Source organism: Streptomyces capitiformicae, assembly GCF_002214185.1.
GTDB lineage: Bacteria > Actinomycetota > Actinomycetes > Streptomycetales > Streptomycetaceae > Streptomyces > Streptomyces capitiformicae.
In genome coordinates, this window is sequence record NZ_CP022161.1 from 10,271,236 (window position 1) to 10,290,538 (window position 19,303).

Here is a 19,303-nt window from a genome sequence, read left to right on the forward strand (position 1 = left end):
TCCACAGGAACGGTTTCAGACCGCGCCCGTACCGGGTCGCAGCAGGGCGGCGCCCGCGGGAGCCAGGGTGTGCAGCACGGACTGGCCGTGGCGGTGGCTGAGGATGAGGCCCGCGTCGCGCAGGACGGTGGTGTGGCGGGTGGCGGCGGCCGCGGAGACCCCCGCGGCGCGGGCGAGTTCGCCGGTCGTGGCACCGGTCGCGGTCGCCCGGAGAATGACGGCCCGGGTCGCGCCCAGAAGAGCGGAGAGCGGTGCCTGCGGCTGCTCGGCCTCGGCATCGTCGGCGCGGGGGGCCCGGCGGTGCAGCGGATAGGCGAGGACGGGCGGAAGACCGGAGTCGGCCAGCGACACCGGGGCGCCCCAGCAGAAGTACGACGGCACGAGCGTGAGGCCACGCCCCCGCAGGTACAGATCGCGGTCCTCGGCGGCGTACTCGACCAGCAGGGTGGGAGGTTGCCAGCGCATATACGGTCCCAGCCCGGCCAGGAGCCCGTGGATGCCGCCGTCCAGCAGGGCTCGGGCGCGGACGGAGCGGTCGGCGTCGATGTGCGCCTGGATGTGGTCTTCGTGGGGGCGGATGGCGACGTCGTAGTAGGTGCGGAGGGTGCCGACGAACTCCTTGCGGGTGCGGTCGTCGGCCAGCCCCTGGGACCAGGCGGGCGCACCGGTCACCCGGTCCAGGATGCCCAGTTCCCGCAGTACCCGGCGGCGGGGGATGCCGAGGATCGCCTCCAGGCCCGCGTCCAGACCCTCGGTCGCTTCGGCGGGGGTGAGGAAATCCGGGAAATACGCGCCACTCGGATAAAGCGGCAGCAGTACCTTGCGGACGACGGGTGTGAGCCCCTTGTCGTGCAGATCCGTGCGAGCGGTCCGATGCCAGTCGGCGTACGACCACAGACCTCGACGACTTTGGAAGCGGAGCAGGCTGAAGAAGATTTCCCAGAGCGGGTCCGGTCTGGAAGCGACCTGGACGCGGGCGAGATCAGCGTCCGTGAAGTGTATGCGGAGCATTCAATTCCTGTTGGTGAACTGGGCTTTTGCACTCAGACGCAAAAGTATTTCGATGCCGGGGAGCGGCTGACAAGGTGCGCACTGAGCCCAATCACGGATCGGCCGAAAACCAATCCGGAACGACCCTTAAGGGGAACAAATGCGACCGAACCTTGTGACGAGGACGCTTGTCAGCCTCACCACCGTCGTCGGAATAGCCGCCGGAACTCTGGCGGGTGCGAGCACGAGTTTCGCGGCGTCGGAGTCGGCTCAGCAGCCGCAGGTGGTGGCCGCCGCGCCCGCCGCGCAGCTCGCGACGGTCAACCTCGGGCTCAGCACCAATCAGGCCAAGGGCGTCCAGCGCTGGCTGGCGAGGTTCTGGGGATACACCGGCGAGATCGACGGACAGCTGGGCACCAACAGCTGGAAGGCCTTCCAGCGCCACCTCAAGGCGCACGCCGGCTACACCGGCGAGATCGACGGAATCGTCGGAAGCGGCACACTGAAGGCCTTGCAGCGCCACCTCAAGGCCAGTTGGGGCTACACCGGCGAAATCGACGCGGACCCGGGACCGGGGACCCGAGCCGCGTTCGCGCGATTCGCGAACTGGTGCGTGACCAGCTTCTAGGGCCACCCTGGCCCCGATTTGGGCGGCGCGTGCCCGGGGCCTCCGGCCCGCGCGCCGTCCCTGACCGAACTGGGGGAGACACCATGGGCATACACCGATCGGCCCGCGCCCGCGTCAGTGGCGCCGCCGCCCTCGCCGTACTGGCCGCAGCAACACTCCTGACCGGCACGCCCACGGCGAGCGCCGCCCCGGCCGCCGAGACCAACTGCAACCACATCGACGACGCCGCCCGGCCCACGGTCCGCCCCGGCGACGTGAGCGCCGCGGTTCGTCAGGTGCAGTGCCTCGTCAACCACTACAGCGGCTACTCACGCTGGCTGGAAGAGGACGGCGACTACGGCCCGAGGACCCTGGAAGGCGTCCAGTGGGTGCAGAACTGCAACGCGACCACAGGCGGCCCGGACGGCATCGTCGGCCCCAGCACCTGGTCCCGGCTCTACACCCCCAAGCCCGAGTGCACCTTGACCGCCGGGACGGCAGAGACGGCAGAGACGGCAGAGACGGCAGAGACGACAGAGACGACAGAGACGACAGAGACGACACAGAGGAGCAGAGGATGATGACGCCCTTGCCCCGCCGTACGTTCCTGACCGCCCTCGGAGCCGCCGCGTCGGTCGCGGTCGCCGGACCGTCCCCGGCGGCGGCCGCCACGACTGCCGCGGCCGCCGCCTACACGCTGCTGTCCCGCAGCCAGTGGGGCGCTGACGAGAGCCTGCGCTTCGCCGCCGACGGCACAGAACGCTGGCCCCCCGCCTACTCCCCGGTCCAGACGCTCACCGTCCACCACACCGACGACGGCAGCACCGACCCGGACCCGGCCGCACGGGTGCGCGCGATCTACCGCAACAACGCGGTCAATCAGAAGGACCCCTACGGCGACATGGGCTACAACTACCTGATCGACGAGAACGGCAGGGTGTACGAGGGACGCTGGTCCGGCACCGACGGCACGCCCGCCCACGACGCCGCGGGCCGGCTCGTCACCGGGGCCCACGTCCAGGGGTACAACTCGGGGAACGTCGGTATCGCGCTGTTGGGCACGCTGACCAACACGCCCCCGTCGGCCGCCGCCCGCGCCACACTGGTCCGGCTCCTGGCCGACCTCGCCACGCGGCACTTGATCGACCCCCGGGGCAAGGTGGTCTACCGCAACCCCGTCAGCGGCGTCAGCCGGGCCGCGCCGGCCATCGGCGGGCACCGCCACTGGGCGAGCACCGACTGCCCCGGCACGCTCTACACGGCCATGCCGGCCCTCCGTGAGGAGGTCGCGGCTCTGATGGCCGGGTGACGCCCACGCGCACACCCCGCCGCGCCCGAACCCTCGCCGGCTCACCCCGTGCCGCACGGGCACCAGTCCGGCGGGTGCGCAAGGATGGAGGCATGTCCAACCGACTCGCGCAGGCCACGTCCCCGTACCTCCTCCAGCACGCGGACAACCCCGTCGACTGGTGGCCCTGGGAGCCGGGCGCGTTCGAGGAGGCCCGGCGGCGTGGCGTTCCCATCCTGTTGAGCGTGGGCTACAGCGCCTGCCACTGGTGCCATGTCATGGCGCACGAGTCCTTCGAGGACGACGAGACCGCCGCGTACCTCAACGCGCACTTCGTCAGCGTGAAGGTCGACCGGGAGGAGCGGCCCGACGTCGACGCCGTCTACATGGAGGCGGTGCAGGCGGCCACCGGGCAGGGCGGCTGGCCCATGACCGTGTTCCTGACGCCGGACGCCGAGCCCTTCTACTTCGGTACGTACTTCCCGCCCGCCCCCCGGCACGGGATGCCCTCCTTCCGGCAGGTCCTGGAGGGCGTACGGGCGGCCTGGGCGGACCGGCGGGGCGAGGTCGCCGAGGTCGCCGGGAAGATCGTGCGGGACCTGGCCGGGCGGGAGCTGAAGTTCGCCGCGATCGACGTACCGGGGGAGGAGGAGCTCGCACAGGCGCTGCTCGGACTGACCCGGGAGTACGACGCGACGCGCGGCGGGTTCGGCGGGGCGCCCAAGTTCCCGCCCTCCATGGTGATCGAGTTCCTGCTGCGGCATGCCGCCCGCACGGGCTCCGAGGGCGCCCTGCAGATGGCGCGGGACACCTGTGAACGCATGGCCCGCGGCGGCATCTACGACCAGCTCGGCGGCGGCTTCGCCCGGTACTCCGTCGACCGGGAGTGGATCGTGCCGCACTTCGAGAAGATGCTGTACGACAACGCCCTGCTCTGCCGCGTCTACGCCCACCTCTGGCGTGCCACAGGCTCGGAGCTGGCCCGGCGCGTGGCGCTGGAGACCGCCGACTTCATGGTCCGTGAACTGCGCACCGACGAGGGCGGGTTCGCCTCCGCCCTGGACGCCGACAGCGAAGAGGAGGTGCCGCGCGATGGGGGTCCCCCCGGACGGAGTCTGGGGGAGCGTCTTCAGAAGGGTGGTGGTGGGCGACGGGAGGGCGGGACGGGCAAGCACGTCGAGGGCGCCTACTACGTCTGGACGCCGGACCAGCTCACCGAGGTGCTCGGCGAGGAGGACGCGCGGCTCGCCGCGCACCACTTCGGGGTCACGGACGAGGGCACCTTCGAGCACGGCTCCTCCGTCCTCCAACTCCCGCAGCACGAGGCGGTGTTCGACGCCGAAAGGATCGAGTCGATCCGAACCCGGCTCAATGACGCCCGTTCCCGGCGCCCCGCCCCCGGCCGCGACGACAAGGTGGTCGCCGCCTGGAACGGCCTCGCGATCGCCGCGCTGGCCGAGACCGGCGCCTACTTCGACCGCCCCGACCTGGTGGACGCCGCGATCGAGGCCGCCGACCTCCTCGTACGACTGCATATGGACGACAGGGCCCATCTCGCCCGTACCAGCAAGGACGGGCAGGTCGGGGCCAACGCGGGGGTGCTGGAGGACTACGCGGACGTCGCCGAGGGCTTCCTGGCGCTGGCCTCCGTCACCGGGGAGGGGGTGTGGCTGGAGTTCGCCGGGTTCCTGCTCGACCATGTGCTCGTGCGGTTCGTCGACGAGGAGTCGGGTGCCCTCTACGACACGGCGGCCGACGCGGAGAAGCTCATCCGCCGGCCGCAGGACCCCACCGACAACGCCACCCCCTCGGGTTGGAGCGCGGCCGCGGGCGCACTGCTGAGCTATGCCGCGCACACCGGCTCCGAGCCCCATCGGGCCGCCGCCGAGCGGGCGTTGGGCGTGGTGAAGGCGCTCGGCCCACGGGCTCCGCGGTTCCTCGGCTGGGGGCTCGCCACCGCCGAGGCGCTGCTGGACGGGCCGCGCGAGGTGGCGGTCGTCGGACCGGAGGACCATCCGGGGACGCGGGAGCTGCACCGGGCGGCGCTACTGGGGACCGCGCCGGGGGCCGTGGTCGCCGTAGGGACTACGGACAGTGACGAGCTGCCGCTGCTGGCCGACCGGCCGCTCGTCGGCGGTGAACCGACCGCGTACGTCTGCCGTAACTTCACATGTGACAGCCCCACGACGGATGCAGACCGTCTGCGGGTGGGCCTCGGAACGGCTCCAACCGGCTGAAACTCGCTGGAAAACGGCCGGGACGAGATCGAACAACTGGCCTGAAGTGGGGCTGTGTGACGACACGTCCGATTACGTGTTCACCCGAACGGAAACACGTTATTTAACCGAAGGGGCTTCCGACTTCACAGTTTCCCCCTAGTCTCTCCACTGTGACGCGACAGGAGTAACTCCCTGTTGCGACCAGGGGGTTCATGAGATCTGGGGGGATCTTCCTTGCTGACGTCTGTCTTCATTGCCGTCGTCTCGCTGGCCTTGTTCTGGATGGCGGCCTTCACCTTGTGGTGGCAGATGCACGCGTGGCGTACGCCCGAAGTGCTCGCTTCCACCCGTTTCAGCAGACCGGACGGTGACGAACACGTCTCGTTCTCGCTGCTGCTGCCCGCACGCCATGAACAGGCCGTGCTGGACCACACCATCCAACGACTCCTCGAATCGAGTCACGACGACTTCGAGATCATCGTGATCGTCGGGCACGACGACCCGGAGACCACGGCGGTCGCCGAGCGGGCGGCCGAGCGGGATCCGCGCGTCCGCGTCGTCGTCGACACCCATGAGAAGAAGAACAAGCCGAAGGCCATGAACACGGCGTTACCGCACTGCCGCGGCGACGTCGTCGGGGTCTTCGACGCCGAGGACCAGGTCCATCCCGAGCTGCTGTCCCACGTCGACCACGCCTTCCGCACCACGGGCGCCGATGTCGTCCAGGGCGGCGTGCAGCTCATCAACTTCCACTCCAGCTGGTACAGCCTGCGCAACTGCCTGGAGTACTTCTTCTGGTTCCGCTCCCGGCTGCATCTGCACGCGCAGAAAGGGTTCATCCCGCTCGGCGGCAACACCGTCTTCGTACGGACGAAGGTGCTGCGCGAGGCCGGCGGCTGGGACCCCCACTGCCTCGCCGAGGACTGTGACCTGGGCGTACGCCTGTCCAGCGTCGGCAAGAAGGTCGTCGTCGCCTACGACTCCGACATGGTCACCCGCGAGGAGACCCCCGGCAGCCTGATGTCGCTGATGAAACAGCGCACCCGCTGGAACCAGGGCTTCCTCCAGGTCTACCGGAAGAAGGACTGGAAGCAACTGCCCGGCTTCCGGCAGCGGTTGCTCGCCCGCTACACCCTGATGACCCCGTACCTTCAGGCCATCTCCGGCGTGATCATCCCTCTCAACGTGGCCATCGCGCTCTTCCTCGACGTGCCCGTCGGCGTCGCCTTCATCACCTTCCTGCCGGCCGTCACCGCCTTCGTCACCTTCGTGTTCGAGGTCGTCGGACTCCACGACTTCGGCAAGCAGTACGGCCTGCGCGTCCGGTTCGTCCACTACTTCAAGCTCGTCGTGGGCGGCCCCTTCTACCAGGTGCTCCTCGCCTTCGCCGCCGTACGCGCCGTCTGGCGTGAGCAACGCGGCCGCAACGACTGGGAGTTGACCAGCCACGTCGGCGCACATCTCGCGCACGTGAACCGAGAGGACGTTCCTGCGTGACCTCCATACTTCCCGCGGAGACCCAGACGAAAGTCAAGGTCCCCGCGCAACGGACAGCTGCGCCCACAGCCGGTTCGACCAGTCGAACAGCCACTTCCGGTTCCACTTCTCCTTCACCCAATTCACCCAAGCGCCTGCGCGACTCCCGCCCCGACCTGATCCTCTGCGGCCTGCTCCTCGTCGCGATCATGATCGTGCAGGGCTGGAACATCGCCGACTACCCGGCCCTCAGCGACGACGAGGGCACCTACCTCGCCCAGGCCTGGGCCGTCCAGGAGGGCAGAGGACTCGCCCACTACACCTACTGGTACGACCACCCGCCCCTCGGCTGGATCCAGATCGCCGTACTGACCTGGATCCCCGCACAGCTCGCCCCCGAATCGATGACCGTCGGCTCGATGCGCGCCGTGATGCTCGTCATCAGCGCGATCAGCGCGATCCTCGTCTACGTCCTCGGCCGCCGCCTCTCGCTGCCCCGCTGGGCCGCCGGGCTCGGCATGGCCCTCTTCGGGCTCTCCCCGCTGTCGGTCGTCCTCCAGCGGGAGATCTTCCTCGACAACATCGCCGTGATGTGGACGCTCCTCGCGTTCTGCCTCGCCGCCTCGCCGAGCCGCCACCTCTGGCACCACTTCGGCGCGGGGCTGGCCGCCGCGGCAGCCGTCCTCACCAAGGAGACGATGCTCCTCGTCCTGCCCGCCGTGCTGCTCACCATGTGGCGGCACAGCCACCGGGACACCCGCAAGTTCGCCATCACCGGCGCCATCACCGCGTGCACGCTGATCGGCATCTCGTACCCACTGTTCGCCCTGCTCAAGGGCGAACTGTTCCCCGGCGAGGGCCATGTCTCCCTGTGGGACGGCATCGTCTACCAGATGAGCCGCCCCGGCTCCGGCTTCATCCTCACCGAGGGCACGGGCTCGTACGGCGTCCTGCAGTCCTGGCTGTACTACGACCGAATACTGCCGCTGGGCGGCCTGGCGGGCGCCCTGCTGCTCCTGGTCACCTGGCGCTGGTCGGTGACCGCCCGCGCCCTCGCCGGACCCGCGCTCGCCGTGGCGATCCTCGCCGGCATGGCTCTGCGCCCCGGCTACCTGCCCGCGATGTACGTCCTCCAGGCCCTGCCCTTCCTCGCGCTCGTCCTCGCCGGCGGCACCGCGAGCGTCACCCACGGCGTACTGCGCCGCTGGCGGAGCCCGACGGAGAAACGCCCCCTGACCTGGGCGCGGTACGTGGTCGCCTTGGCGTTGGCCGCCGCGGCGACCGCGTACGTAGTCCCCCGCTGGTACGACGGCAACCACACCGCGATGACCTTCGACGCCAACGCCCCCTACCAGCAGGCCGCCAAGTGGCTCGGCAGCGAGGTCGACAACCCGGCCGACACCCGGGTCCTCGTCGACGACGCGCTCTGGCTCGACCTCGTCCACGAGGGCTACAAGCCCGGCCTCGGCGTCATCTGGTTCTACAAGGCCGACCTCGACCCCGCGGTGACGAAGACGATGCCGCGCGGCTGGCGCGACCTCGACTACGTCGTCGCCTCCCCGACGGTACGGCGCGACGCGGTCGACCTTCCCAACGTCAAGGCCGCGATGGAGAACTCGACACCGGTCGTCACCTTCGGCACCGGCGAGGACCGCATCGAGATCCGCAAGATCCAGGGCGCGGGAGGCGACCGATGAGTGGCGGCAGTTACGAGTCCACCGTCCCCGAGGAGCTGGGCGATCCGGCCGTACGCGGTGCCGAGGTGCCCGAGCCCGGCGCGGTCACCATCGTCGTACCGACCTTCAACGAGTCAGCGAACGTACGGGAGTTGCTGCACCAGATCACCGAGACCGTGCCTGGGCTGCTGCCCTGCGAGGTCGTCTTCGTCGACGACTCCACCGACGACACCCCCGAGGTGATCAACGAGGCCGCGCAGGACTGCCCGTTCCCGGTGACTGTGCTGCACCGCGACAAACCGGTGGGCGGCCTCGGCGGCGCGGTCGTGGAGGGCATCAAGGCGGCCGGCTCGGACTGGATCGTGGTGATGGACGGCGACCTTCAGCATCCCCCCTCCCTGGTACCGGAGTTGGTGGCGACGGGGGAGCGGTCGTCGGCGGGTCTGGTGGTCGCGAGTCGCTACATCAAGGGCGGCAGCCGGGCCGGACTCGCGGGCAGCTACCGTGTGGCCGTCTCGCGGGGAGCGACCTGGCTGACCAAGTCCCTGTTCCCCCGTCGGCTGCACGGCATCAGCGACCCGATGAGCGGCTTCTTCGCCATCCGCCGCAGCGCGGTCACCGCCGAGATCCTCCAGCCCCTCGGCTACAAGATCCTCCTCGAACTCGCCGTGCGCAGCCGCCCGCGCGAGGTCACCGAGGTGCCGTTCGTCTTCCAGGACCGGTACGCGGGGGAGTCCAAGTCGACCGCGCAGGAGGGCCTGAGGTTCCTGCGCCACCTGGTGGGCCTGCGCACCGCCTCCCCACTGGCCCGGATGATCGTCTTCGGCCTGATCGGAGTCACCGGCTTCCTCCCGAACCTGGCGGGCCTGTACGCGCTGACCTCGCTCGGCATGCACTACGTTCCCGCCGAGATCCTCGCCAACCAACTCGGGGTGCTCTGGAACTTCTTCCTCATCGAGCACCTGTGCTTCCGCGAGCGAAGGGGACATCGGAAGGGCTGGGACCGCATCAGCCGGTTCGCGCTGCTCGCCAACGCCGACCTGGTGCTCCGCATCCCGCTGATCGCGCTGTTCGTCGGCCAGTTCGGGATGCACGCCCTGACCGCCACCGCGCTCGCGCTGGTGACCACCTTCGTCCTGCGCTTCGTCGGAACCGAAGCGCTGGTCTATCTGCCGCGCAGGAAACCTCGCCGTGGGGAGCGCGGCGAGGAGGAGCCGGCCGAACCTGCAAGGAGAGCCGCGTGAAGAACCTGTTCAGACCCGGACTTCGTATCCGCCCCAGACGCAGAACGGCCCTGTTGGCGGTGGGCGCCCTGGCCTCCGGCCTACTGCTGATCTCACCCCAACCCGCGTCCGCCGCCAACCTCGTACAGAACCCCGGCTTCGAAACCGCGGGCTCCGGAGGTGCGGCCGACATGCCGTACTGCTGGGAGAAGTCGGGCTGGGGCAACAACGACTTCACCTTCTCCACGGTCGCCGACGCCCACTCGGGAACGAAGGCGATGAAGGTCGAGCTGACCCGCCGGGTCGACGGCGACCGCAAGGCGCTGATCACCGAGTCGGCGACCTGCGCGCCGCCGGTCTCGGTGGGCAAGCAGTACGACCTGAGCCTCTGGTACAAGTCGACGACCCCGGACGTGTCCATCACCCTCTTCCGGCACGACACGACGGCCGGCTGGCAGTACTGGACCGACCTCAAGACGCTGGAGATGGCCGGGGGCTGGACCCAGGCCACGGTCCGCACTCCGGCGGTCCCGGCCGGCACCGACCGCATCACCTGGGGTGCCTCCGTCTACGGCACGGGCTACGTCATCACCGACGACTACACGATGGAGCAGGTCGCCGACCCCGTCCCCGAACCCGACTGCACGGGCACAGCGGAGGAATGCCAGAACGGCCGCTGGGACGTCCTGCCCACCCAGAACCCCGTCCGCTCCATGCACTCCGTGGTGCTGAACAACGGCAAGGTGCTGCTGATCGCCGGCTCCGGCAACAGCGAGGAGATGTTCGAGGCGGGCACGTTCACATCCGCGGTCTACGACCCGAAGAACGGCACGTACAAGCAGATCCCGACCCCGGACGACATGTTCTGCGCGGGCCACGTCCAGTTGGATGACGGCCGTGTGCTGGTGATGAGCGGCAACAAGGCGTACCCGGCGGCGGACGGCTCGCACGGCTACAAGGGCTACAAGGACTCGTACATCTTCGACCCGGTCACGGAGACGTACACCAAGACCAACGACATGAACGACGGGCACTGGTACCCGTCGGCGACGATCCTCGGCAACGGTGACGTCATCTCCTTCGGCGGACTCCGCGAGGACTCCACGGGCTCTGTCACGGCCGAACTGTGGTCAGACGCCGAACAGAAGTGGCTCGAACTCTGGAAGGTCAACCAGACCTGGTCGTACTGGGGCCTGTACCCGTCGATGATCCTCATGCAGGACGGCCGCCTCTTCTACTCCGGCAGCCACGTCTTCGGCAACAACATCCCCGGCACGGGTTCGGCGATCTACGACTACGGCGCCAACACGACCACGTCCGTCCCCGGCTTGCAGAACAAGGACGAGCGAGACCAGTCGGCGAGCGTCCTCCTGCCCCCGGCCCAGGACCAGAAGGTCCTGACCCTCGGCGGCGGCAACATCGACTCCAACCCGGAGGCGAACCGCCTGACGGACATCATCGACCTGAAGGCCGCGAACCCGCAGTACGTGGCGGGCCCGCCGATCCCACAGGGCACGGTGGACCTGGGCAACGGCAAGGTCGCCCAGACGGGCAACCAGGGCAAGATGTACGTCTCGGCGGTCCTGCTGCCGGACGGCAAGGTCCTGGAGACGGGCGGCGCCCTGCACAACCGGGCGAACCCGGTCTTCGAGACGTCGATCTACGACCCGGCGACGAACGCGTTCGACCCGGTGGCGGTGGACCCCGAGGCCCGCGGCTACCACTCCTCGGCGTTCCTGCTCCCGGACGGCCGCGTGATGGCGACGGGCGACAACCCCGGTAATGGGTCCTGGAACCACAACGTATCGATCTACACGCCGCCGTATCTGCTGAAGGGGCAGCGTCCGGCGATCACCTCGGTGATCGACAAGGAGTGGGTGTACGGCGACACGCAACGCATCACGGTGGACCGCCCGATCGCGAAGGCGGAGTTGATCCGCCCCGCGGCGGTGACCCACTCGTCGGACCCGAACCAGAGGTTCGTGGACCTCCCGTTGTCCGTCGACGGCAACAACGTGGACCTGAACGTGACGAGCAACCCGAACCTGGCCCCGCCGGGTTGGTACATGCTCTTCGCGGTGGACGCGAACGGCGTCCCGTCGGTGGCGGAGTGGGTGCATTTGCAGGGCCCGTCCGCCCTTGCCGCCGCCTCCGGCGAAGCCCCCTCGGCCCACGTCCACGACTTCGCGGACGCCCCGAAGGGAAAGACCACCGGCCCACAGAAGAAGACCAAGTCGAAGAAGGTCAGCCCGACGATCGCCGGCTGCGACCGCCACTACGGCACGGCGAACGTCTGCGTGCCGACCGCGTTCCCGGCGGAGGTCAAGAAGACGACTGCGTCCCGCTGCGAGTGGCTGAAGGAGAACAACTACGGCCGCTTGAAGGTCAACGGCAAGGACGATCCGTTGCGGCTGGACCCGAACAGGGATGGGTTGGCTTGCGGGAAGGGGGACGCGAAGCAGCGCTGAGGGACAACAGAGTCAAGGGCGTGGGGAACTGCGCGACCAGCCACAACGGGCGCATGGTTCCCCATGCCCAGGGGCGCCCCACGATGTGTGCGGTGCCGCCCCTGGGGCGGCACCTCGCAGGAATCTGTACAGAATTCTGTACCGGTTTCGGGTAGGGTGTTGTCCATGCGAGTACCCGAGATCGTCACAGTGAGCGACGCCAGGAGTGGCCTGTCACGGATACTGGCCGAGTTGGCCGAGGCCGGCCCGCAGGCTGAGCCCGTATTGATCGGTGCCCACCGCAAAGCGCAAGGTGTGCTGCTCTCGATCGAGGCCTACGAGAGCCTGACGGAACGCGCTGCTCGCAGGGAGGCAGTCGAGTCCGTCACCGGCTCCCTCACCGCCGAGGGCCTGCGACCGACCTCCGCCTCCGATGAGGACGTGGAAGCCTACGTACGGGGCACGCTGTCGACCGAGGAATTGGTTGCCCGCGCCCTGGCCCGCCATAGCGCCGAGAGTCGCCAGGCAGCCGGATGAACGACCCGTACGTCCTACCGAACGGCGTCCTGCGCAACCGCCTCGGTATCACCGACGCTGTCGCGCTCGCCACCGCCGAGGCCGACATCACGCGTGCCCGCCTTCTCGAGGTGGACAGACACCCTCCGCCAGGCGACTTCGACCTGACCACCTGCGCCGTTTCCACGCCGCGATCTTCTGCGATCTGTACCACTGGGCGGGCGAACTGCGGACGGTGGACATAGCGAAGCACACCCCGTTCTGCCCCCTCCAGCACATGACCGCATACGCGGCCGAGGTCTTCGGCCGTCTCCGAGCCGCCGACCACCTGCGCGGTCTGACCCGCGACGACTTCGTCCGTGCGGTAGCCGGACTCTACGGTGACACCAACGCCCTGCACCCCTTCCGTGAAGGCAACGGACGCACCCAGCGCGCCTTCCTCACGGAGCTCAGCAGGCAGGCGGGTTGGCCGATCGGCTGGGCCGGGCTGAACGCCGAGGAGAACGAGTACGCCTCGATCAAGAGCTTCCTGGGCGACAACCAACCCTTGGAGCGCATGCTGGACCGCCTCGTCAGCCAAGGGCCTCGGTGAGCGGCGTCCTGGGTCCCGTCTCCCCGCGGGAAGGGGGACGTCAAGCGCTGCTGACGAACTCAGAGGTCCATTGCAGGACGACGGCCCCGTACCCGGCGATGTTCGCCGGATACGGGGCCGTGTGCTGGATGCGCCTGCTGGACGGTCAACGGTTACGCGCGGCCCACGATGTGCGCGGTTCCGGGGGAGGCCTGCACGGAGTTGCGACAGTCTGGCGCGTCTGGCGACGCGGGATGGCCGTCGAGGGCGCCACAGAGGGCGGCGTGGAGGTGACCGGCTTCGGCGAGGGTGAGGGTCATCTCGGTGTCGGTTTCGGCGGGGTGTCCGCTGCCGGCCCGGTTCACCCGCAGAGGTACGGCGATCCGGTCGTCGCCGGTTCGACGAACAGGTCGGCCGGGCGCCCGCGCAATGGTCCACGTCATGAGGTCACCGCCCCGTTCTCCCCGTTCCGCTCGTTACGCGCGAGCCGGTAGGCGCCCCACAGCCCCCGCCCGACCGCACAGCCGTACTGGACTTTGATGGCGCCCTTGCAGCCGTCGCCGCACTTACGCGTGTGCTCGAACCACAGCCGATACGCGCGCAGCATGGGAATCTCGACCCGCCGGACGGCGGCCCGGACCTGTCCACCACTCATCAGCTCACCTCCACGAACTGCCGTGCCTGCCGGATCTGTTGGCGCACTTCGGAGGTAAGGAGGTAGGCACCGACGAGCGTGCTGCCGATGTCGTCGGGGGTGATGGGTGGCAGCCCGGTGCGCGGCGATGCACACGACGTTCCGCGACGCCGGGCGCCGGCGAGGAAGGGGGCCCACGTCTCGGGCGACGGTTGGCGAACGGGCGGGCTCGGACGGCTCTCCTGAGCGGTGTCGGCGCGGACGCCGAGGGGCGCGCGACATGCGATTTCGGGCGGGCCGAAGAGCAGGGCCCTGACCCAGGCAAGTGCCCGTGATACAAGGTGCATTGTCGATCTCCTGGTTGAGTCGGCCACGCCCCGGGGCCGTGTCAGCGGCCGTCGGGGCTTTGTTCGGCCTTGTTGATGACGAGCGCCCACAGGTAGTCGCCTTCGCCGGTGCGCTCATGCCCGTACGCGTCGGCGTCGGCGATGGCGGCAAGGACGGTCTTCCGTGCGGTCTCACTCAGTTGTTCCCGGGGCAGATCCACTTCCAGCCGGACACCGGCGGGGACCTCCTCGCGACGCACCTCGGACCTGGCGGCGACGGCCAGTCGTGCGGCGATGCTTTCGACCTTCGGACGCACAACTCTCCTAGTGAGAGCTTAGTCACCCAGTGTACTTCTACTCCAGTAGATTCCACCTGATGCAGTAGTTTGTCAATGTCGCCGTCAACCGCACTACCAGGCCCTGCACGCTCACGCTCGGGGCAGCTCGGAGAGCCGTATGCCGCGAGAGGCCCCGTACCTCGAAGTCGCGGACGACCTGCGCCGCCGGGTAAGGGCGGGGGAGTGGGCCGTCGGCGACCGCCTGCCGTCGCGGGCCCAACTCGCCGAGGAGTACGGCGTGGGCCGCAATGTCACGCAGCGCGCCATGGAACGCCTGATCATCGAGGGCATCCTGGAAGGCAAGGCGGGCTCCGGAACCTACGTGCGCACACCGCGCGAGCGCCTGCGCATGGTCCGGTCCCGGCACCGCGAGCTCCGGGGCGGCTCACCGTTCCGCGCCGACATGAAGGAACAAGGGCGACGCGGAACTTGGGAGTCGCACAGCCAGGCCCGCGTCCCCGCACCGCAGCACATCGCCCAGCGCCTCGCCATCGACCCGGGTGACCCCTGCGTCGTCACCCGCTACGAGTTCCTCGCAGACGACCAATCGGTCCAGCTCTCCGAATCATGGGAGCCGATGGCCATCACCGACGGCACTCCCATCGTCCTCCCCGAGATGGGCCCACTCGCCGGCATGGGCGTCGTGGAACGGATGCGCACCATCGGAGTCATCATCGAAACGGCCGTCGAGATCCCCCGCCCAGGCCGAGCCACCCAGGAGGAGGCCAACCTGCTGGGCGTCAACGTCGGCGAGCTACTGACCCACATCGAGCGCACCTACTACGACAGCGACGGCCGCCCCGTCGAAACGGCGGACATCACCGTGCCGGACGTCCGCTGGGAAATCGCCTACGAGATCCCGATCGAGAAGCTCGACGAGTAATCGGCGCCGCCAGGCCAGATTGATGGACGCCCCATCGCCCCATCGCCGCACCGCCAGGATGCCCGTATGACGAGCCCTGAGGTAGCGCCGGAGATCGTGAGGTTCTACACCGAGACCATCAACGAGGCGGACCGGCTGTCCACGACAGCGGACGGCCACCTGGAACTGATCCGCACCCAGGAGCTGCTACGCCGCCACCTCCCGCCCCCGCCGGCCCGAATCCTCGACGTGGGCGGCGGCCCAGGCACCCACGCCCGCTGGCTCGTAGCGGACGGCTACGAGGTCCACCTCGTAGACCCGATCCCCCGCCACCTCACCCAGGCCAAACAGACCGGCGCCAGCGTTGAGTTGGGTGACGCCCGCCACCTCACGGCCGAGGACGCCTCGTACGACGTAGTCCTGCTCCTCGGCCCTCTCTACCACCTCCCCGACCGCACCGACCGCGACCGAGCCCTGGCCGAAGCCCACCGCGTCCTCAAACCGGGCGGCCTCCTCGCAGCGGCCGGCATCAACCGCTACGCCTCCCTCTTCGAACACACCGCCTTCGCCCACCTCCACAAGGAACCCCTGCGCGAGAGCATCGCCGGCATCCTCGCCACCCAGATCCACGACGGAAAGAAGGCGTTCACCAAGGCGTACTTCCACAGCGGCGCCCAACTCCTAGACGAGGTCACGACCGCCAGCTTCACCAACCCCCAGGTCTACGGCATCGAAGGCCCGGCCTGGTCCCTCCTGGCCGCCACCGAACGCCACACCGGGGAGCCCTTCACCGACTCACCCCTCTTCAGGTCGGCCCTGACCGCAGCGCGCATGGCGGAGCCATACCCGGAACTGCTGGCAGCGAGCTCCCACTTGCTGGCGATCGGTCACCGGCCCAGGTGACTCTTTGACCGGATCCCCGAACCATCTCTTCCGGGTATTCGATCGGGACGCCCCCGGTAGGGATGGCGGCGGCTGGTGGCGCCGCACAGAGCTCTGACGAAGCCTTCCTACGCTCCGAGCCCTACGCGATGTCGTCCGCTACGCCACTGCTCGCAGTATGTGAACGATCAGCCCCTCTCCATGCCGCAACGGCGCGCACAGAAAAGCCGAACACGGCCACCGTCAACCATCGGCTGGGACCGAAGTGTCAAGCATCTCCCGGGACCGGACAGCCCGCCCCGCTCCAGCCCGGCCAAGGGCCGGGCCGCGCGCTGATGAACGAGCCGAGAACGGTAAGGCGAGCACCTTGGGCAGGCCAGCGAGGCCGAAACAATGCCTCCGGCGGGGGATTGGCCGGCACCGGGATGAGAGGGGGGCGCCGTCGGCATCTGCGGGTCCGTAGGAGCGTGCGCGGGGAGCTCGCGTTCGAGACGAAGGGACCGTGCCATTCGCGTGCCAGATCCTGCGGGGAACCACGGGGAACCGCGGGAACTTGCCCGGGGTGCGACCATGGCTCCAGCACCGCTCCGACGCAGGTCAGCACAGCAATCGCCGGCAAGAAACCTGAGCTTCCCAAGCTGAGAGCGCGAGTTCGATTCTCGTCACCCGCTCCATGTGAAACCCCCAGGTCAGTGGCCCGGGAGTCTTTGTTATCTAGACCGTATCTAGACCTGTACGCGGCGCGCACCACAACCGCACCAGCGAAGACCGGCGAGTTCCTCGGGTCGCGTCGGGCCATACGCGCCGAGGTAGACCATGAGGCGCCAGCGGATACCGATCGCTTCGGCGAGGGCATCGACCTGGGCGACGGTGGCAATATCTGTTCCGGCGCCGGCGGCAGTTTGAAGCGGTCCTGGTCCGTCCGGGTCCCGAGGCAGGGGTCGGGCAGGCCGCGCAAGCGCCCGGACCGGGTCCGGGCCGACAAGGCGTACGGCTCGCCGCGGGGCGTGGCCTGGGCTTGTCGTGTGGCTGACAGTGGCTTTTCGGGTGGTCGGGGGCGTTCGGGATATCGGTTTGGTTCGGCCCATTGACGCCGCCCCTGAGCCGCCTTTACGTTTCGTTCGCAGTTCCGCACGCCGTTCGTAACGTCGAACATCGTTCGGCCTGGTCTGCCTCGGCGGCGACTACGTCCGCATCGTCAACGCCGCCACCGGCAAGGTCATGGACGTCGCCGACCGCGGCACGCCAACGGTACCGACGTACGCCGGTGGAGCTGGCTCAGCAACACCTGCCAGCAGTGGCGGCTCGTCCCCACAGCCGCCTGATCCCGAAGGGCCGCAACACAAACATGAGACATCTCGCCAGACGGGTTCTGGTGGCTGCCACGGCGGCGCTCGCCGTGCTCACCACCGTGACGACCCCTGCCCAGGCCGCCGTGCCCGCGTCCCCCGCCGTCACCTTCACCAACGGGCGCCGAGTTCTCCCCCTACTGGAACGGCTACATGGACGGCGCGGTCCGCTCCGGCCGCCACACCGCCACCGAACTCCTCCACCAGCTCTGAGTCATGGGCGCAGATAGCAAGGGAACCCTGTCATGAACCGTTTCGTCGTCGCCGAGACCGCCGTCATCGACGCCCCCGTCGAGCGGGTGTGGGAGGTCATCTCCCGCACCGACCGGTACGCCGAGTGGGTCGCCGGAGCCATCGAGGTCACCGACCACCACGGCGTCGCCACCATCGGCAAGACCTACTCCGAGCGCAACCGCACCATCGGCCCGCTCAAGACCGACTCGGTGTGGACCGTCAGGGAGATCGAACCCTACAAGCGCCGCGTCGACACCGGCGTCGGATTCGCCCCACTCCAGGACGTCACCAACATCTTCGAGTTCCGCCCGGTCCAGACCGCCGACGGCCGGGAGGCGACGGAGATGCTCTACCAGGTCGAGTACACCATCGGCCTCGGCCCCCTGGGCCAGCTCCTCGACTCCGTACAGGAGTCCTCGATGCGCGCCGGAATGCGCACCTCCATGGCCAACCTCAACACCCTGCTGCGATCCGAGGACACGAACACCGGCTGACGGTGACGAAGGTCAGCGGCCGCCCGCCGCTTGCGGGCCGGGTCCTCGGCGAACCCGGCTCGCGCCCTTCGCAGAGATCCGCCCTCACCCAGAGAACCGAGGTTCCGATCATGTCCACCACCATGCTGGCCGGACGTCTCCACCTAGGACTTGTCCGGCCGATCATGTGACTACTCCGCGTCCGGGTCGTTGATGTGAACATGGGGCGGGGCGATTTGAGCGATGCCGAGTGGGAACGGCTGCGGCCGTTCCTGCCGGTCAGCAACAGGCGTTGCGGCAGGTGGCGGGATCATCGGCAGGTGATCGACGGGATTCTGCACCGGGTTCGGACCGGCGTTCAGTGGCGTGACCTGCCCGAGCGGTTCGGCCCGTGGAAGACCGTCTACGAACGCCACCGCCTGTGGTCGGCCGACGGAACTTGGGAACGCCTGCTCCAGCAGGTCCAGGCCGAGGCCGACGCAGCTGGGGAGATCGACTGGGACATCTCGGTCGACTCCACCATCGTGCGGGCACATCAGCACGCCGCCGGTGCCCGCACCGAACCGCCGCCGACGCCTGCGTCAAAGGGGGACGCACCGGCAGAACACCAGGGCGAAACACCGTGGCAGAGCCTGCTCGCCCGCCTGGTGGAGGTGGTGCAGGAGGTGAGGGCCTGGGCCGCTCGCGCGGCGGGTTCACCACCAAGCTCCATCTGAGCGCGGACGGCCGCTGCCGCCCGCTGTCCCTGATCGTCACACCGGGACAGCGGGCGGACTGCACACAGTTCACGCCTGTGCTGGAGAAGATCCGCGTCCCGCGGATCGGGCCGGGCAGACCACGCGGGAAGCCTGACAGCCTCGCGGCGGACAAGGCTTACAGCAACGGCCCGTGCCTCGAGTATCTGCGGCGCCGGGGCATCCGGCACACGATTCCGGACAAGACCGACAGCCAGACCGCCCGCCTGCGCAAAGGCTCACGCGGCGGACGACCGCCTGGCTTCGACGAAGAGCGGTACCGGAAACGCAACACCGTCGAACGGGCGATCAACCGGCTCAAGCACTCCCGAGCCGTGGCCACCCGCTACGACAAGCGCGGCTACGTCTTCCTCGGGACTGCGACTGCCGCAGTCCTCGTCATCTGGCTCCGTTCATGATCGGCCGGACAAGTCCTAGACACCCGCACCTTCGCGGTC

Annotated in this window: 19 protein-coding genes and 2 pseudogenes; 15 read left to right on the top strand and 6 right to left on the bottom strand. The window is 68.9% G+C overall.

All coding sequences use genetic code 11. From position 1 onward, the window contains the following. Window positions 1-15 precede the first annotated feature (15 nt). A complete protein-coding gene (locus CES90_RS46010) occupies window positions 16-1,011 on the bottom strand; it encodes an ArsR/SmtB family transcription factor (protein ID WP_189788036.1) in 996 nt (331 codons plus the stop codon). A gap of 139 nt (window positions 1,012-1,150) precedes the next feature. Here CES90_RS46010 and CES90_RS46015 point away from each other — a divergent pair, with 139 nt between their 5' ends. The 10 genes from CES90_RS46015 (at window position 1,151) to CES90_RS46060 (ending at window position 13,034) form a co-directional block, all read left to right on the top strand. Continuing rightward, window positions 1,151-1,618: a peptidoglycan-binding domain-containing protein gene (locus tag CES90_RS46015; protein ID WP_189788035.1), complete on the top strand. Its 468-nt coding sequence runs from the start codon at window positions 1,151-1,153 to the stop codon at window positions 1,616-1,618. An 83-nt stretch (window positions 1,619-1,701) separates the two neighbouring features. Further along, the gene (locus CES90_RS46020) at window positions 1,702-2,178 is read left to right on the top strand and encodes a peptidoglycan-binding domain-containing protein (protein WP_189788034.1); all 477 of its coding nucleotides are present in this window, start codon (window positions 1,702-1,704) and stop codon (window positions 2,176-2,178) included. Next, window positions 2,175-2,906: a peptidoglycan recognition protein family protein gene (locus CES90_RS46025; protein ID WP_189788033.1), complete on the top strand. Its 732-nt coding sequence runs from the start codon at window positions 2,175-2,177 to the stop codon at window positions 2,904-2,906. The genes CES90_RS46020 and CES90_RS46025 overlap by 4 nt, the downstream gene beginning before the upstream one ends. Before the next feature lie 92 nt (window positions 2,907-2,998). After that, window positions 2,999-5,122, top strand: coding sequence for a thioredoxin domain-containing protein (locus CES90_RS46030; RefSeq protein ID WP_189788032.1), 2,124 nt, complete (start codon window positions 2,999-3,001; stop codon window positions 5,120-5,122). 216 nt (window positions 5,123-5,338) lie between these two features. Continuing rightward, window positions 5,339-6,601 carry a glycosyltransferase gene (locus CES90_RS46035; protein WP_189788031.1) on the top strand — a complete coding sequence of 421 codons (1,263 nt, stop codon included), beginning with the start codon at window positions 5,339-5,341 and terminating at the stop codon, window positions 6,599-6,601. Next, entirely contained in the window at window positions 6,598-8,277 is a 1,680-nt protein-coding gene (locus CES90_RS46040; RefSeq protein ID WP_189788030.1) for an ArnT family glycosyltransferase, read from the top strand. The genes CES90_RS46035 and CES90_RS46040 overlap by 4 nt, the downstream gene beginning before the upstream one ends. Beyond that, window positions 8,274-9,500 carry a glycosyltransferase gene (locus CES90_RS46045; protein ID WP_189788029.1) on the top strand — a complete coding sequence of 409 codons (1,227 nt, stop codon included), beginning with the start codon at window positions 8,274-8,276 and terminating at the stop codon, window positions 9,498-9,500. The genes CES90_RS46040 and CES90_RS46045 overlap by 4 nt, the downstream gene beginning before the upstream one ends. 5 nt (window positions 9,501-9,505) lie before the next feature. Further along, window positions 9,506-11,947, top strand: a complete 2,442-nt coding sequence (locus CES90_RS46050) for a galactose oxidase-like domain-containing protein (RefSeq protein ID WP_229914453.1) — start codon at window positions 9,506-9,508, stop codon at window positions 11,945-11,947. A gap of 165 nt (window positions 11,948-12,112) precedes the next feature. Then, window positions 12,113-12,463 carry an antitoxin VbhA family protein gene (locus CES90_RS46055; RefSeq protein WP_189788028.1) on the top strand — a complete coding sequence of 117 codons (351 nt, stop codon included), beginning with the start codon at window positions 12,113-12,115 and terminating at the stop codon, window positions 12,461-12,463. Next, on the top strand, window positions 12,360-13,034 hold the full coding sequence (locus CES90_RS46060; RefSeq protein ID WP_229914444.1) for a Fic/DOC family protein: 675 nt from the start codon (window positions 12,360-12,362) through the stop codon (window positions 13,032-13,034). Before CES90_RS46055 ends, CES90_RS46060 begins: the two co-directional genes overlap by 104 nt. Window positions 13,035-13,186: 152 nt before the next feature. Here the strand turns inward: CES90_RS46060 and CES90_RS46065 are convergent, their stop codons facing one another. From CES90_RS46065 to CES90_RS46080, 4 genes are read right to left on the bottom strand one after another with little or no spacing between them, the layout of a single operon-like run. Further along, the gene (locus CES90_RS46065; protein WP_189788027.1) at window positions 13,187-13,456 is read right to left on the bottom strand and encodes a hypothetical protein; all 270 of its coding nucleotides are present in this window, start codon (window positions 13,454-13,456) and stop codon (window positions 13,187-13,189) included. After that, on the bottom strand, window positions 13,453-13,668 hold the full coding sequence (locus CES90_RS46070) for a hypothetical protein (RefSeq protein ID WP_189788026.1): 216 nt from the start codon (window positions 13,666-13,668) through the stop codon (window positions 13,453-13,455). Before CES90_RS46070 ends, CES90_RS46065 begins: the two co-directional genes overlap by 4 nt. After that, on the bottom strand, window positions 13,668-13,994 hold the full coding sequence (locus CES90_RS46075; RefSeq protein WP_189788025.1) for a hypothetical protein: 327 nt from the start codon (window positions 13,992-13,994) through the stop codon (window positions 13,668-13,670). Before CES90_RS46075 ends, CES90_RS46070 begins: the two co-directional genes overlap by 1 nt. 41 nt (window positions 13,995-14,035) lie before the next feature. After that, complete coding sequence (locus CES90_RS46080; RefSeq protein ID WP_189788024.1) at window positions 14,036-14,290, bottom strand: hypothetical protein; 255 nt, start codon at window positions 14,288-14,290, stop codon at window positions 14,036-14,038. Between the two features lie 139 nt (window positions 14,291-14,429). Between CES90_RS46080 and CES90_RS46085 the strand changes: the two genes are divergently transcribed. Further along, window positions 14,430-15,194 (top strand): GntR family transcriptional regulator, encoded by a 765-nt coding sequence (locus tag CES90_RS46085; protein ID WP_189788023.1) that lies wholly within the window; start codon window positions 14,430-14,432, stop codon window positions 15,192-15,194. Window positions 15,195-15,260: 66 nt separating this feature from the next. Continuing rightward, entirely contained in the window at window positions 15,261-16,076 is an 816-nt protein-coding gene (locus CES90_RS46090; protein WP_189788022.1) for a class I SAM-dependent methyltransferase, read from the top strand. Window positions 16,077-16,816: 740 nt separating this feature from the next. On the opposite strand, the pseudogene CES90_RS50870 reads toward CES90_RS46090, so the two are convergent. Beyond that, window positions 16,817-16,933, bottom strand: a pseudogene (locus tag CES90_RS50870) (tyrosine-type recombinase/integrase); the annotation flags it as partial. A 280-nt stretch (window positions 16,934-17,213) separates the two neighbouring features. On the opposite strand from CES90_RS50870, the pseudogene CES90_RS50875 reads away from it, so the two are divergent. The 3 genes and pseudogenes from CES90_RS50875 to CES90_RS46100 form a co-directional block, all read left to right on the top strand. Then, window positions 17,214-17,380: pseudogene (locus CES90_RS50875) on the top strand (RICIN domain-containing protein); the annotation flags it as partial. Window positions 17,381-17,649: 269 nt separating this feature from the next. Continuing rightward, a complete protein-coding gene (locus CES90_RS46095; RefSeq protein WP_208921655.1) occupies window positions 17,650-18,132 on the top strand; it encodes an SRPBCC family protein in 483 nt (160 codons plus the stop codon). Window positions 18,133-18,332: 200 nt separating this feature from the next. Further along, window positions 18,333-19,264 (top strand): IS5 family transposase gene (locus tag CES90_RS46100; RefSeq protein WP_408646645.1). Its coding sequence is split into 2 segments (ribosomal slippage): window positions 18,333-18,666 and window positions 18,666-19,264, totalling 933 coding nucleotides; the frame shifts between segments, so codons are not numbered across the junction. Window positions 19,265-19,303: the final 39 nt, after the last annotated feature.